The sequence below is a fragment of the Pseudonocardia phyllosphaerae genome, from assembly GCF_046546475.1.
In the GTDB taxonomy this organism is placed as follows: Bacteria; Actinomycetota; Actinomycetes; order Mycobacteriales; family Pseudonocardiaceae; genus Pseudonocardia; species Pseudonocardia phyllosphaerae.
Window position 1 is genome coordinate 620,709 of the sequence record NZ_JBKGXS010000001.1, and the last position, 13,274, is coordinate 633,982.

A 13,274-nucleotide genomic window follows, 5' to 3' on the forward strand; every position below is an offset into this window, starting at 1 on the left:
GACCGCAGATCGCATGACCTGCGTCACACCTCATTTCCGGCTGATCTTCTTCTGCAGCGCCTCGACCCGCTCCGCGAACGCCTGCGAGTGCACCGACTCCGCCTGCGCCCGCACCTCGACGTCGGTGGCGTCGGCATGCGCGTCGAGCCGGGAGGTGATCCGCATCGTCGCCTTGGTGCCGACGATCAGGTCGCGCGGCGCCGAAGCGGCCCGCCCGGCGAGCTCGCGGGCACCGGCCAGCAGCTCCTCGTCGCTGTCGTAGGCGCGCCAGGCCAGCCCGGTCCGCTCGGCCTCCCGGGCGTCGAGCACGTCGCCGAACAGCGTCATCGCCGCGGTGCCCTGCGCCCCGAGCGCGCGCTGCGCCATCCAGGTGAAGCCGCCGCCGGGGTGCAGGCCGAGCTGCATGAACCGGACGTCGAAGCGCGCCGTCGGTCCGGCCAGCCGGACGTCGCAGGCCAGTGCCAGGTTGATCCCCGCGCCGACGGCGGCGCCGTTGACCGCGGCGAGCGTCGGCAGCGGGCAGGACGCGATCGCGAGGAACCCGGCGTAGACCTTCCGCAGCGTCGCGGTGTCGGCCTCGCGCAGCTCACCGAGGTCGCCGCCCGCGCAGAACGCCGGCGGCTCACCGGTCACCACGATCGCGCCGACGGTGGAGTCCGCGGCGGCGGTGTCGACGGCGTCGACGAGCTTCTGCGACAGCTCCAGGTTCAGCGCGTTGCGCCGTGCCGGGTTCGACACGGTGAGCACCGCGACGCCGTCGGTGATCTCGGTCCGGACCTCGATGTCGCTCATGCCCGCGATCATCCACGCCGGGTTAACCTGCCGCACGTGACGGGTGCACAGGGGTCGGTTCCGCGACCGGACGGTGCCGCCCCGCTCCCACGGCACCACCCCGACTGCTTCGCCTGCGGGGATCTGCCCGGCGGGCTGCGGCTGCGGTTCGCCGACCCCGGCCCGGACGACGCCGGCCGCTCGGCCGTGACCGGCACGTTCACCGTCGGCGAGGCCCACCAGGGCGCCCCCGGACTGGCGCACGGCGGGACGCTCGCCGCGACGATGGACGAGCTGTTCGGGGCGCTGCAGCACCACCTCGACGAGGTCTACGTGACCGCCGAGCTCACCACCCGCTACCGCGCCCCGGTGCCGCTGCACGCGACGCTGCAGCTGCGGGCGTGGATCGAGTCCCGCGAGGGCCGCAAGCTGTGGGTCGCCGGGGAGGGCCGGCTCGGGGAACCCGGTGGCCCGGTCGCGGTGACGGCGACGGCGCTGTTCCTCGCCGTGCCGCTGAGCCACTTCGCGAGCCACGCGGCGCAGGGCACCGACTTCTCCGTCGTCGGGCGCGGTTCCGCACGTCACGCCGGGGAACGCGGCGGCGATCCCGTCCGTTCTCCCGGCGACGACCCCCAGCCCCGCACGGGAAGGTGAACACGGCGTGCACGGCCATCTGAACGGACTCAAGACCGCCGTCCTGCTCGGCGTGATGAGCGCGCTGATCCTGGCCGTCGGCGGCCTCGTGGCCGGCCGCACGGGTCTGGTCGTCGCGCTGCTCGTCGCGTTCGGCATGAACGGCTGGGCCTACTTCAACTCCGCCAAGCTGGCGCTGCGCTCGATGCATGCGCAGCCGATCACCGAGGCCGAGTACCCGCAGCTGTTCGGCATGGTCCGGGAGCTGAGCGGGCGGGCGCGCCAGCCGATGCCGTCGCTGTTCATCAGCCCGACCGAGGCGCCGAACGCGTTCGCGACCGGCCGCAGCCCGCGGCACGCCGCGGTGTGTGTGACGACCGGGCTCATGCAGCTGCTCGACGAGCGCGAGCTGCGCGCGGTGATCGGGCACGAGCTCAGCCACGTCTACAACCGCGACATCCTGATCTCCTCGGTGGCCGGCGCGCTCGCCTCCGCGGTGAGCTTCCTGGCCAACATGGCGATGTTCGCCAACATCTTCGGCGGCGGTGACGAGGACCGGCCCAACCCGATCGCCATGATCCTGGTGGCGATGCTGGGGCCGCTCGCGGCCGGCGTCGTGCAGATGGCGGTGAGCCGGTCGCGGGAGTACCAGGCCGACGTGTCCGGGGCCGAGCTGTCCGGCGACCCGCTCGCGCTGGCGTCGGCGCTGCACAAGCTGCAGTACGGGACGGCGGCGGCGCCGCTGCCGCCCGAGCCACGGATCGCCGCCCAGTCGCACCTGATGATCGCGAACCCGTTCCGGCCGGGGGAGCGGATGGCGAAGCTGTTCTCCACGCACCCGCCGATCGACGACCGCATCGCGCGCCTGCAGGAGATGGCGCGCCGGTGACCCTCACCCCGGCCGAGTACCGGTCCTACGACGCCGTCGGGCTGGCCGGGCTGGTCGCCGCCGGTGAGGTGAGCGCGTCCGAGCTGGTGGAGGCGGCGCTGGAACGCGCCGCCGAGACCGACCCGCAGATCAACGCGATCCGGCTGCCGCTGCCCGACTCCGCCCGGGCGCGGGGCCGCGGCCCGCTGACCGGCCCGTTCGCCGGGGTGCCGTTCCTCGTGAAGGACCTCGGCCAGCACATCGCCGGGGTACCGACGGCGAGCGGGTCGCGCGCGCTGGTGTCCTACCCGCGGCCCGAGCACTCCACGGTCGTGCGGCGCTGGCTCGACGCCGGCCTGGTCGTCGTCGGCCGGACGACGACACCCGAGTTCGGCGCCCGCGCGGTCACCGAACCGGTGCTCGGCGGCCCGACCCGCAACCCGTGGGACCTGGCCCGGACGCCCGGTGGCAGCTCCGGCGGGTCCGCCGCGGCCGTGGCGGCGGGGATCGTCCCGGCCGCCGGGGCGAGCGACGGCGGCGGCTCGATCCGCATCCCGGCCGCGGCGTGCGGGCTGTTCGGCCTGAAGCCGGGACGCGGAGTGGTGCCGTCCGGGCCGGAGGCCGACGAGGGGTTCCACGGCGCGTCGGTGCACGGCGTGCTGTCGCGGACGGTGCGCGACACCGCCGCCCTGCTCGACGTCATGGCCGGCCCGTCGCCGGAGAGCCCGTACCGGGTGCAGCCGCCGTCGCGACCGTTCGCCGACGCTGTCCGCACCGACCCGGCACCGCTGCGGATCGGGCTGTCGACGGCCTCACCGCTCGGCGGACACGTGGATCCGGAGGCGGTCGCCGCCGTGCACGAGGCCGCGGAGCTGCTCACCTCGCTCGGGCACGTCGTCGAGGAGGCGGCCCCGGCCGTCGACGGGCGCGCACTGGCGACGGAGTTCCTGACCTGCTGGTTCGGCATGATCGCGACGCAGCTCGACGCCGCCCGCGTGCTCACCGGCTGCGACGAGGACCAGTTCGAGACCGAGACCCGGGTGATGGCCGCGATCGGCCGCGCGACCCCGGCGCCGGTGTACCTGGCCGCGCGGGCCGGGTGGCAGCGCCACACCCGCGCGCTGGCCGAGTTCCACGACCGCTACGACCTGCTCCTCACCCCGACGCTCGCCCGCCCGCCGGTCCCGATCGGCGCCCTCGACATCGCCGCGCCGCTCAAGATCGCCGCCCGCGCCGTGCTCGGCGTCGGCGCGGGATCGCTGCTGGGGAAGCTGAACCTGGTCGAGGGCCTGGTCGACGCGAACTTCGCGCCGGTGCCGTTCACCCAGCTGGCGAACGTGACCGGCCGCCCCGCCATGTCGGTGCCGCTGTACCTGACGCCGGGCGGGCTGCCGCTGGGTGTGCAGTTCGTCGGGCGTCCGGGGGCGGAGCCGGAGCTGCTGGCCCTCGCGGGGCAGCTGGAGCGGGTGCAGCCGTGGGGCGGGGTGGAGCCTGCGGCGGGGCTTGCCGCGGTCGGCTGAGCGACGTGCTTCCGCTGAGCGGCGACGCGGAGGACCAGCCGACTCCGCCGGACGGGACGACGGGCACGACCGTGTCCTTCCTGCCGTGCGAGGCCGTCCGCCGGATCGCCGACATCGACCTGGTGCGTCTGCGCCAGGAGCTCTTCGGAGTCCCGGAGCCGCCGGCTGTCCGGGTCTCGGACGCTCACGAGCGGTAGTAGCGAACCAGCACCGGATCACCGTCCGGTGTCCTCCAACCGGCGACGCCGGTGCCGACGCAGGTCCAGCCACGCTGCTCGTACAACGCGACGGCCGGGCGGGCCCCCAGCTCGGCGACCTCCAGCCCGAGCGTGCGCCCGGTGCGGCGGGCGTGGTCCCGGACGTGTGCGAGCAGCAGCGACCCGACACTGTCCCGCCGCCGGTCAGGGGCGACGAACAGGCGGCTGACCAGCGCGTCGGGTGCCCAGCCGTCGATGACGAGGTCGGAGCCGGTGAGCGCGACGTGCCCGGCGATCCCGTCGTCCACGCTCGCGACCCAGGCGTCGACGAGGTCATCGGGTGAGAGCCAGGAGGCGGGTTCGGACGGCCAGAAGGCGGGATAGCGGTCGGTGGCGTGGACGTCGGCCAGGACGTCGACGCAGGCGGGCAGATCGGTCGGGATGCGTCGTCGGATCCGGGGCGGCACGGCTCCTATGGTGGCCGACGTGCGCGCTCGGTTCGTCCGCTACGAGAGCCCCGTCGAGGACGCGAAGGGGCGCCACGTCGGTGTCTTCGGTCTCGTCAACGTGCTGGGGCGAGCGGACCGCCTCTCCCCGGAGGACCATCGGTTCTGGCGGTCCCACAACGAGTGGTACGACGCGACGCTCGACTGCCCGGCGCCCGAGGCGTACGACGAGCTGGTGAACCCGCTGGCGGCGGCGTGGTTCAAGGCGACCGCCACGCAGTTCCTGGAACCGGTGCCGGGGTGCCTGGCGATCCTGCGGCGCCACGGCGTGGAGTGCGTCGAACGCTGGTCGGACGATCCGGGCCGGACGGTCTACGAAGATCGTCATCAGGTCGTGGTGGTGCCGCGTGCGGACCGCGAGACGTGAGGGGCGACCCCGGTCGACGCCGTACAACGAAGAAGACCCCCGGCACCAGCGTTGTCGCTGGCCGGGGGTCTTCTTCACCTGCTGTGGCTGGTCAAGGATTCGAACCTTGGAACACTGGGTTTTGGACGAACTTGCCGCGCAGGTGCACTAGTCGGCAATCGTTGTGGTGGGCGGCGCGTACATCCGCAGGAAGGCGTCGACGCCGTCTGTCACGTAGTCCTCGATGTCCTGTTCCGGGATCGGGCCGAGTCCGAACAGGACGCGGTTGTTGACTCGGTAGAGCAGGAGTGCTGCGAGGTGATCGACTGCCCGCGCGGTGTCGGGAATGTTCAGCAGTCCTCGGTCGTGCAGGCGACTCAACTGGTCGCGCACGACGGCGTTGACCGGGTCGGGACCGGCGCGTCGCCATGCCTCGATCAGGCTGGGGAAGTGCGCCCCTTCGGCGACCAGGAGTCGTCGGAGAGCGATCAGATCAGGGGCGAGCAGGAAGGTGCGGATCCAGGCAAGGCCGAAGGCGATGAGTCCGGCCCTAATGTCCTTGCTGTGGCGCAGGTGTAGATCGCTTGTCTGTGTAAATCGCTGCTGCAACGAGGTCACAACGTCTTCGACCACGGCGCGGAACAGCTGCTCCTTGTCGCCGTAGTGCTTGTAGAGGGTTCTCTTGGACACCCCGGCCTCGGCGGCAATGGCCGTGACGTTGGCTCGGGCGAACCCGTCGCGCGCGAAAGCGCCGATCGCCGCTGTGGCGATCGCGCGGCGCTTCTCTGGCCAGCCGTGGATGTGGCGGGCCGCCTCTGGGGTCGCCTCTGGCAACGTCGGTCTCCTTCACTCACTGTGCTCTCCGGTGCGAGACTACCTGTGTAAACGTGAGCGTTTACAAGGGTAGTCTCGTGGGTGTACCTTGTGGGCTATGGCCCAACACTCGGCTACTCCGGTCTCGTCGTCCGCCCCGGCTGCCCTGGATCGCAGACTGATCCTGCTTGCGGTCACCACGCTCATCGGCGGATTCGCCTCGATGCTCGATGCGACCATCGTCAGCGTCGCGGTCCCGGCGCTGAGTCACAGCCTGTATGCGCCGCTGTCCACCCTGCAGTGGGTGGTCACCGGCTACCTGTTGGCGATGATGGCCGTCATACCGGTCACCGGGTGGGCGGTTGAACGATATGGGGCGCGCCGCGTGTGGCTGTTCGCGCTGGTGATCTTCCTTGGCGGGTCGGTGCTGAGCGGCGCTGCCTGGTCCGTGGGCAGCCTCATCGGGTTCCGCCTGTTGCAAGGGGTCGGCGGTGGCATGATTCTTCCGGTCGCACAGACGATCGTGGTGCAGGCCGCCGGTCCAGAGCGGATCGGGCGGATCATGAGCCTGATCGCGGTGCCGGCGCAACTGGCACCGATCTGCGGTCCGGTAATCGGCGGCCTGCTCGTAGACGGGCTGTCCTGGCGGTGGATGTTCTATGTGAACGTCCCGATCTGCCTGGCGGCAATCGTGATGTCGCTCGTCCTCATACCTGCAGGCGGACCAGCCCCGCACCACAAGCTCGACCTGCTGGGCCTGATGCTGCTCTCTCCCGGGCTCGCTGCCCTCGTCTATGGACTATCGCTCAGCGCAGACCACGGGTTCACTCACCCTCTCGTCATCTCCTGGCTCGCGGCCGGCCTCGCCTTGCTGTGCGGCTACGCCGTGCACGCCCTCCGACCGAAGGTCACCGCCATAATCGACCTGCGATTATTCCGGTCCCGTGCCTTCAGTACTGCCTCCACCGTGATGTTCCTCTACGGTGTCTCCATCTTCGCCGCGATGTTCCTGCTCCCGCTCTACTACGTCCAGGCACGCGGCGCGAGTGCTCTGTACGCCGGGCTCCTGCTAGCACCCCAGGGACTAGGCACGCTTCTGGCTCTGACCATCGTCGGGAAATTCACCGACCGGGTGGGTCCTCGACCGATCATCCTGATCGGGCTTGCGATCGCCACGGTCGGGACCTTGCCGTTCGTGTTCTTCGCCCACGACGGCAACATGATCCTCCTGGGTGCGGCATTGCTGGTGCGCGGGATGGGTTTGGGAGCAGCGATCGTTCCGGCCAACGCTGCCGCTTACCAGGGATTGCCCGACCGATCCGTACCCCGCGCCACAAGCGCCGTCAACATCGTCCAACGAATCGGACAGGCCTTCGGCACTGCCGTCTTGGCGCTTGTCCTTGAAAGCCAGCTCGTGGCCCACAACTCCACCGCGACCGGGATGGCTAGCGCGTTCAGTAACACCTTCCTGTGGACCCTCATTCTCACCGGCGCCGCCCTCGTCCCGGCGCTCCTGATTCCCGGTCACCGAGCTACAAATCGAACACCCGCATAGGCCGGTTCGCGACCGGCGGTGACTACGCGACTCTCGGCCCGACCGCGGTACCCCGAGCCAACGCGATCGCCGGAGCTGACTGCGATCCTGCGCGAGCACGTGGCCGAGCACGGCACCACGTCAGGCGGCCGTCTGTTTCGGGGTGCCTGTGGCGGCGCACTATCCGAGAGCCACTACAGGCGTCTGTGGGGTGCGGCCCGGCTGGCAGCGCTATCGCCCGGGGAGGGGGCCACCTCGCCGCTCGCGCGCCGTCCCTATGACCTCCAGCACGCGGCGGTGTCGACGTGGCTCAACGGGGGTGTTCCGCAACCCAGGTTGCTCACAGGGCCGGGCACGGAGTCAACGTCCTGCTGCGGGTCTACGCGAAGTGCATCGCCGGGCAAGACGATGCGCTGCGGCGCCGAGTCGAGCCCGCGATCCGCGACGGCCGTTCATGATCGCGTCCGCGAACACCCGTAGAAGCCCGACCACAGCTGGAGACACCCGGACAACGAAGAAGACCCCCGGCACCAGCGTTGTCGCTGGTCGGGGGTCTTCTTCACCTGCTGTGGCTGGTCAAGGATTCGAACCTTGGAAGGCTATGCCGACGGATTTACAGTCCGCTCCCTTTGGCCGCTCGGGCAACCAGCCGGGGTGCACATCGCTCGCGCTCCGTGCATGAACGAGGATACGACACGACATCCCGGACCCCGACGAGGGGGCCCACCGTAGGAGGAAGGCATCCATGGCTGACCCGTCGTTCGACGTCGTGAGCAAGGTCGACCGCCAGGAGGTCGACAACGCCCTGAACCAGGCCGCGAAGGAGCTGTCGCAGCGGTTCGACTTCCGCGGCACGAACACCACGGTCTCGTGGGCCGGCGAGGAGGCGATCACCTTCGAGTCGGAGACCGAGGAGCGGCTGCTTGCCGGTGTCGAGGTCTTCAAGGAGAAGCTGATCAAGCGAGGGATCTCGCTCAAGGCCCTCGAGGTCGACGAGCCGGAGCTGTCGGGCAAGGCGTACAAGGCCGGCGGCAAGATCCTGCAGGGCATCGCGCAGGACAAGGCCAAGGAGATCAGCAAGACGATCCGCGACGAGAAGCTCAAGGGCGTCCAGGCACAGATCCAGGGCGACCAGCTCCGCGTCACCGGCAAGAAGAAGGACGACCTGCAGGCCGTCATCGCCCTGCTCAAGGAGAAGGACTTCGGGATCGCCCTGCAGTTCACGAACTACCGCTAGTCCGATCCCTCTGACCTGCTGTCATGTCGATTCTCGGTGAGCCGGGGTGGTGACGTGGCCTGCGGAGGTTCTACTGCGTCGGCCGACTGACCTGGTGGGTCATGAGGTCCCCGGGTTGGCACTGGAGTACCTCGCAGATCGCGGACAGTGTCGAGAATCGGATCGCGCGGGCGTGGCCGTTCTTCAGCACGGACAGGTTGGCGTGTGTGACCCCGACCTGCCGGGCGAGCTCGGTCAACGTCATTCCCCGGTCGAGCAGGAGGTCGTCGAGATGGATGGCGATCGCTGACGGCGACTCCGCGGGCACCGCTACACCGTGCCGTCAAGGTCGCGGCGCATCCCGATGCCTTCGATGATGATCGAGCGCAGGACCAGGATCCCGACGCCTGCGCCCACCGCCGGCATCGCGAGGGAACCGGTGAACGCGACGTCCACCTCATCGCCGAAGGTCGTGCCGGTCAGGACCTGGACGCGCAGGTAAGCGACGCACACGGCGGTGAACAGTGCCCACGCCGGCTGGGCGATCAGTGCCCAGCCCAGCCAGCTCAGCCGGCGCGGCAGATCGTCACTGAACAGGCCTGCGGCGCGCGCTTTGTCGAGCGCCCGCAGCGCCAGGCCGATGATCACCGTCGGGTACAGGGCGGGGAGGATCCGTTGCAGCTCCGCCAGCACCGAGCCCAGTCGTGGTGAGTCGTGGCCGACCACCAGCGGCGAGTTCTCGATCATCCGGGCGGAGCCGGTCAGTGGCGGGTGGTCCCAGCCCAGTGTGAACACGTACGACGACGGGTCGCCGAACAGGGCGATGCCGACCTTCACGATCGCGAGCGGCACGAAGATCCCCATGGAGATCAGGAGAAGCCAGAAGTAGACCTTGGCGACCAGCCGGGTCGCGCTCACCACCCATGAATGCACTGTCATGACATCCCCCGATGTATGTCGTTTTACGATATACCGATAAACGGGGTAGCGCAAAGTCGGACCCACGTTCCCGGGGGCGCTCTCGGTGCAGGGGCCCGGCTGAGAACCTCACCGCGGTTCGACAGCGCCGGCCGCGGGAACGTACTGCTCGACGGTGAATGCGCTGGTCAGGCGTAGTTCGCGAGCTACCGCTGATCGGGCGGCTCGTCCTGGTCCTCCTCGAGTCCGGAGAAGTTCGCGACCCGCACGGTGCGGCGGGGTGCGCCCTCGCGGCAGGCCTGCTCGACGCGGTCGAAGTCGAAGACCCGGTAGGTCGGGGCAGGGTCAGGTGGGGTGATCTCCTCGAAGGGGATCACCCTGCGTAGCTCGCGCTCGGCCACCGGTGGCGCTTCGGTCTCACGCGCTGGGGTCTCGGTGTCGGCGGGTGGCCTCGGCGCGGGGACGGTGATCGGGGCCTGGTTGAGGTTGGGTCGCCGTCGCGGTTGCTGTCGTGGGTCGATCCAGGCGGGTGGGAGGAACTCGGGGATGCCGTCGGTGAGGCGCACGGTCCAGCCGGCGTGGTGAACCTGGCCATGGTGGACACGGCACAGCATGACCAGGTTGGTCACGGCGGTGGGGCCGCCGATCTCCCAGGCGATGATGTGGTGGATTTCGCACCATGACGGTGGGCGGTCGCAGCCGGGGTGGGCACATCCGCGGTCGCGGGCGGCGACGGCGCGCCGGATCGCCCGCGGGATGGTGCGCCGCGCCCGGCCCACGTCGAGGGGCTGTCCGGCGCCGTCGAGGACGACGGGGATCACGGCGGCGTCGCAGCACAGCATCCGCAGCGCCGACGCCGAGAGTCCGCCGGTGTGGTCGAGCAGCGCAGCCCGGGCGCGGTTCTGCAGGTCCTCGAGCCGGACGGTGACCGTGACCTGGGGCCGTTGCCCACCGGTGTCGGGCAGCAGCTCGCCGCCGGCGTGTTCCAACCCGTATCCGCAGATCTCGGCGAGGGCTTCGGCCTGGCGTTCCGGATGGGATCGGGGGTCGTCGGGGTGTCCGGGGCCGGTGAGGGCGTCGACGGCGGTGCGGATGCGTTCGAACATCTCGGCGTCGTCGAAGCGGCCGCGCAGGATCCCGCCGGGGCGTCCGCCGCGGTGGGTGGTGAGGCGGAGTTCGTTGATCCGGGGTTCGGGGCGGTCGTCGGGTTCGGGGCCGTCCTGGTCGAGGTCGGCGAGCAGTTGCCGTCCCCAGGTCTGCAGCTCGGCCGGGGTGCACAGGACCGCCTGGGCGGCGAGCTGTATCTCGGCGCCGGCCCACACAGCGGGGTCGAGGCGCCCGGCCTCGGCGGAGTCGAGCAGGGTGGCCACGACCTCGGCGTGACGCAGCGAGATCTCCCCACCGGCGAACACCTGCGCGGTCGCCGGGAGGGTGGGGTCGAGGGGTTGTCCGTCGAGGGTGGTGCGGGGTGCGAGCTGCTGCGCTGCGGTGGTGAAGCGGCGGGAGTGGCGGGGGTCCCAGCGCAGCAGGTCGGCCAGGGCACCGGCGGTGGAGCGGTAGCCGCGGGCGGCGTAGAGGTCCTCGCGTTCGGCCTTGGCGACCGCGCGGACGGCGACCTGGTCGAGGCGGCGTTGCAGGGATTCCACGGCGAGCTGGACCGCGCAGATCTCGGTGCCGGTGGCGGTGGTGAGGGTGTCGGCGAGCGCGTCGACGGCCGCGGCGATGCGGTCGCAGGCGGTGGTGACGCGCTCGGTCATGAACCCATGATACTCGAACTGGCGTTCGATGTGTGGTCCGTCGTCGCAGGTCAGCGACCACTCGGCGCAGGGGTGGGATCAGTCGAACGGAGTGGCGGCGAATCCGTCGAAGGAAGGACGACCTCCCTGTGTCCGCAGGGCACGCTCCACTGCGTGTGTCCCGTCCTCGACCGTCGACATCGGACACGACGGCTCGGTCTCGTTCTGCTCGTCGGGCAGGTGCTGACCATCCCGGCGGAGCTGCTCGTCGCGTCGCGGATGCCGCATCCGTACAGCTTCACCGGCAGCTGGATCAGCGAGCTCGGTGCCGTGACCTGCGCGCGACACGAGAGCGCGGCAGGTGTTCTGACGCTCTGCTCACCGTGGCACGCCGTCATGAACACCGTGTTCGTCGCCGCCGGGATCCTTCTGGTCGCCGGCGCCGTCCTCGCCCGGCCGTCGCGGGCGTCGGCCCTGCTGTGGGGGATCGCCGGGCTCGGCTCGATCGGGACCGGCCTCGTTCCGCTCGACGTCGCCCTCGACCTGCACATGCTTGTCTCGGCACCGATCGCGCCGGCCCAGTCGGTCGCCGTCGTCCTGACCGCGCTCGCCATGCCGGCACATCGCAGGACGCTCCGGAGGATAGGACTCGTCGTCGGCGGGGCCACGCTCGTCGTCGGCTTCGTGTCGGTCCCGGAGCTATCGGGGCTGCTGCAACGCGCAGCCCTGTGGCCGACGACCCTCTGGCTCGCCCTCACCGCGCTCGTCCTGCTCCGCGACAGCAGTGGACGCACCCCGCGGAGTCCGTGACCATCCCGCACCGTGGACCTGCACATCGGCTCCGTCGTGGTCGGCGCGGACGACGTCGCCCGCGCCGTCCGCTTCTGGTGCGCCGCCCTCGGCTACCGCCCGCGCGACGAACCGCAGCACGACTGGGCGGTCCTGACCTGCGACGAGGCCGGCCGGCCGAACGTGTCGATCATGCTGACCGAGGCGCGGCCGCAGCCACTGCCGCGCCTCCACCTGGACCTCTACGCCACCGACCAGGCGGCCGAGGTGGAGCGGCTGCTCGGGCTCGGCGCCGTCCGGGTGGACTGGCCGCGCTACCCGGAGAACCCCGACTTCGTCGTGCTCGCCGACACCGAGGGCAACCTGTTCTGCGTCATCGACACGACGTTCTGAGAACCCGAGCTACCAGCAGCCCCCGGACTACCCGCAGCAGCACTCCTCCGTCGCGCAGCACGAACCGGCGGCGGAGACGGGCGCGCAGCATCCCTCGCCGCGCCACGCGTTCACGCCCTCCCGCACGGCCAGGGCCGCCAGCACCAGCCCGGCGACCGGATCGGCCCACCACCAGCCCAATGCCGCGTTCAACACCAGCCCCACCAGTACTGCCGCGGACAGGTAGGTGCAGAGCAGCGTCTGCTTGGAGTCGGCGACGGCGCTCGCGGAGCCGAGCTCGCGCCCGGCCCGGCGCTGCGCCCAGGACAGGAACGGCATCACGACGACGCTGAGTGCGACCAGCACGATCCCGGTCGTCGTGCGCTCGGCCTCGCCGTCGCCGAACAGCCCGCGCAGCGACTCGACGGTCACGTACGCGGCCAGCGCCAGGAAGGATCCGGTGATCACCTGCAGAGCGACCCGCTCGCGTCGCTGCGGGTCGCGCCCGGCGAACTGCCACGCGACGGCCGCCGCGGAGCTCACCTCGATCACCGAGTCCAGCCCGAATCCGACCAGGGCGATCGACGACGCCGCGTGCCCGGCGGCCAGGGCGACGACGGCCTCGACGACGTTCCAGGTGATCGTCACCGCGACGAACAGCCGGATCCGCCGGGTGAGGACGGCTCGCCGGTCCGCGGGCGGGGCGGCGGTCACGACGCCGCCGTCGAGGATCCGTAGTTCGGGCACAGCGCGACCGCCTCGCCGGTCTCGGCGAGCACCGTCTCCGCGCTGCGCAGCAGGTCGATCAGCTCCGGCCGGACCAGCCGGTAGTACGACTGCCGCCCCTCGGTGCGGAAGTCGACCAACCGGCAGTCGCGCAGGCAGGCGAGATGCTTCGACACCGTCGACTGCGCCAGCCCGAGCGTGCGGGTGAGGTCGACGACCCGGGCCTCGCCCTCGGCCAGCCGCGCGACCACCGCGAGCCGCGTCGGGTCGGCCAGCGACCGGAACAGCGCCACGGCGGGGGAGACGTCACCACAGCAATCCATCGCCAT

General features: G+C 70.9%; 17 protein-coding genes and 1 tRNA gene. 9 read left to right on the plus strand and 9 right to left on the minus strand.

Translation table 11 applies throughout. The features are described 5' to 3' along the window. Window positions 1–30 precede the first annotated feature (30 nt). Window positions 31–792, minus strand: coding sequence for an enoyl-CoA hydratase (locus tag ACLE50_RS02890; RefSeq protein ID WP_410941761.1), 762 nt, complete (start codon window positions 790–792; stop codon window positions 31–33). Window positions 793–828: 36 nt separating this feature from the next. Between ACLE50_RS02890 and ACLE50_RS02895 the strand changes: the two genes are divergently transcribed. From ACLE50_RS02895 to ACLE50_RS02910, 4 genes are read left to right on the plus strand one after another with little or no spacing between them, the layout of a single operon-like run. After that, window positions 829–1,425: a PaaI family thioesterase gene (locus ACLE50_RS02895; RefSeq protein WP_410941762.1), complete on the plus strand. Its 597-nt coding sequence runs from the start codon at window positions 829–831 to the stop codon at window positions 1,423–1,425. Window positions 1,426–1,432: 7 nt separating this feature from the next. Then, window positions 1,433–2,293: a zinc metalloprotease HtpX gene (gene htpX / locus ACLE50_RS02900; protein WP_410941763.1), complete on the plus strand. Its 861-nt coding sequence runs from the start codon at window positions 1,433–1,435 to the stop codon at window positions 2,291–2,293. Then, complete coding sequence (locus ACLE50_RS02905; RefSeq protein WP_410941764.1) at window positions 2,290–3,792, plus strand: amidase; 1,503 nt, start codon at window positions 2,290–2,292, stop codon at window positions 3,790–3,792. Before htpX ends, ACLE50_RS02905 begins: the two co-directional genes overlap by 4 nt. Before the next feature lie 5 nt (window positions 3,793–3,797). Then, window positions 3,798–3,989 carry a hypothetical protein gene (locus tag ACLE50_RS02910; protein ID WP_410941765.1) on the plus strand — a complete coding sequence of 64 codons (192 nt, stop codon included), beginning with the start codon at window positions 3,798–3,800 and terminating at the stop codon, window positions 3,987–3,989. On the opposite strand, the gene ACLE50_RS02915 is transcribed toward ACLE50_RS02910, so the two are convergent. Continuing rightward, the gene (locus ACLE50_RS02915; RefSeq protein ID WP_410941766.1) at window positions 3,977–4,456 is read right to left on the minus strand and encodes a GNAT family N-acetyltransferase; all 480 of its coding nucleotides are present in this window, start codon (window positions 4,454–4,456) and stop codon (window positions 3,977–3,979) included. The genes ACLE50_RS02910 and ACLE50_RS02915 overlap by 13 nt on opposite strands. Window positions 4,457–4,463: 7 nt before the next feature. On the opposite strand from ACLE50_RS02915, the gene ACLE50_RS02920 reads away from it, so the two are divergent. Beyond that, the gene (locus tag ACLE50_RS02920; protein WP_410941767.1) at window positions 4,464–4,862 is read left to right on the plus strand and encodes a hypothetical protein; all 399 of its coding nucleotides are present in this window, start codon (window positions 4,464–4,466) and stop codon (window positions 4,860–4,862) included. A gap of 147 nt (window positions 4,863–5,009) precedes the next feature. Here the strand turns inward: ACLE50_RS02920 and ACLE50_RS02925 are convergent, their stop codons facing one another. Next, complete coding sequence (locus ACLE50_RS02925) at window positions 5,010–5,675, minus strand: TetR/AcrR family transcriptional regulator C-terminal domain-containing protein (protein ID WP_410941768.1); 666 nt, start codon at window positions 5,673–5,675, stop codon at window positions 5,010–5,012. A 97-nt stretch (window positions 5,676–5,772) separates the two neighbouring features. On the opposite strand from ACLE50_RS02925, the gene ACLE50_RS02930 reads away from it, so the two are divergent. Further along, entirely contained in the window at window positions 5,773–7,209 is a 1,437-nt protein-coding gene (locus tag ACLE50_RS02930) for an MDR family MFS transporter (RefSeq protein ID WP_410941769.1), read from the plus strand. Between the two features lie 548 nt (window positions 7,210–7,757). Here ACLE50_RS02930 and ACLE50_RS02935 read toward each other — a convergent pair. Beyond that, window positions 7,758–7,839 (minus strand) — tRNA-Tyr (locus tag ACLE50_RS02935). Window positions 7,840–7,933: 94 nt separating this feature from the next. Here ACLE50_RS02935 and ACLE50_RS02940 point away from each other — a divergent pair. After that, window positions 7,934–8,425: a YajQ family cyclic di-GMP-binding protein gene (locus ACLE50_RS02940; RefSeq protein WP_410941770.1), complete on the plus strand. Its 492-nt coding sequence runs from the start codon at window positions 7,934–7,936 to the stop codon at window positions 8,423–8,425. A 70-nt stretch (window positions 8,426–8,495) separates the two neighbouring features. Here the strand turns inward: ACLE50_RS02940 and ACLE50_RS02945 are convergent, their stop codons facing one another. From ACLE50_RS02945 to ACLE50_RS02955, 3 genes are all read right to left on the minus strand, one after another. Then, window positions 8,496–8,732 (minus strand): helix-turn-helix domain-containing protein, encoded by a 237-nt coding sequence (locus ACLE50_RS02945; protein ID WP_410941771.1) that lies wholly within the window; start codon window positions 8,730–8,732, stop codon window positions 8,496–8,498. Between the two features lie 2 nt (window positions 8,733–8,734). Next, a complete protein-coding gene (locus tag ACLE50_RS02950; protein ID WP_410941772.1) occupies window positions 8,735–9,343 on the minus strand; it encodes a DUF2975 domain-containing protein in 609 nt (202 codons plus the stop codon). 185 nt (window positions 9,344–9,528) lie between these two features. Next, on the minus strand, window positions 9,529–11,079 hold the full coding sequence (locus ACLE50_RS02955) for an HNH endonuclease signature motif containing protein (RefSeq protein WP_410941773.1): 1,551 nt from the start codon (window positions 11,077–11,079) through the stop codon (window positions 9,529–9,531). A gap of 153 nt (window positions 11,080–11,232) precedes the next feature. Here ACLE50_RS02955 and ACLE50_RS02960 point away from each other — a divergent pair, with 153 nt between their 5' ends. Beyond that, window positions 11,233–11,868 carry a DUF998 domain-containing protein gene (locus tag ACLE50_RS02960; protein WP_410941774.1) on the plus strand — a complete coding sequence of 212 codons (636 nt, stop codon included), beginning with the start codon at window positions 11,233–11,235 and terminating at the stop codon, window positions 11,866–11,868. A 12-nt stretch (window positions 11,869–11,880) separates the two neighbouring features. Next, complete coding sequence (locus tag ACLE50_RS02965; protein WP_410941775.1) at window positions 11,881–12,240, plus strand: VOC family protein; 360 nt, start codon at window positions 11,881–11,883, stop codon at window positions 12,238–12,240. Between the two features lie 27 nt (window positions 12,241–12,267). Here ACLE50_RS02965 and ACLE50_RS02970 read toward each other — a convergent pair whose 3' ends face one another. Further along, window positions 12,268–12,966, minus strand: coding sequence for a cation diffusion facilitator family transporter (locus ACLE50_RS02970; RefSeq protein WP_458788546.1), 699 nt, complete (start codon window positions 12,964–12,966; stop codon window positions 12,268–12,270). Next, a complete protein-coding gene (locus ACLE50_RS02975; protein WP_410941776.1) occupies window positions 12,930–13,274 on the minus strand; it encodes an ArsR/SmtB family transcription factor in 345 nt (114 codons plus the stop codon). Before ACLE50_RS02975 ends, ACLE50_RS02970 begins: the two co-directional genes overlap by 37 nt.

What these genes read in the sequence shown, in the direction of transcription:
- ACLE50_RS02890 (WP_410941761.1), bottom strand. Translation starts at nt 792, where the DNA reads ATGAGCGACATCGAGGTCCGGACCGAGATCACCGACGGCGTCGCGGTG.
- ACLE50_RS02950 (WP_410941772.1), bottom strand. Translation starts at nt 9,343, where the DNA reads ATGACAGTGCATTCATGGGTGGTGAGCGCGACCCGGCTGGTCGCCAAG.
- ACLE50_RS02975 (WP_410941776.1), bottom strand. Translation starts at nt 13,274, where the DNA reads ATGGCGATGGATTGCTGTGGTGACGTCTCCCCCGCCGTGGCGCTGTTC.
- ACLE50_RS02930 (WP_410941769.1), top strand. Translation starts at nt 5,773, where the DNA reads ATGGCCCAACACTCGGCTACTCCGGTCTCGTCGTCCGCCCCGGCTGCC.
- ACLE50_RS02920 (WP_410941767.1), top strand. Translation starts at nt 4,464, where the DNA reads ATGGTGGCCGACGTGCGCGCTCGGTTCGTCCGCTACGAGAGCCCCGTC.
- ACLE50_RS02955 (WP_410941773.1), bottom strand. Translation starts at nt 11,079, where the DNA reads ATGACCGAGCGCGTCACCACCGCCTGCGACCGCATCGCCGCGGCCGTC.
- ACLE50_RS02940 (WP_410941770.1), top strand. Translation starts at nt 7,934, where the DNA reads ATGGCTGACCCGTCGTTCGACGTCGTGAGCAAGGTCGACCGCCAGGAG.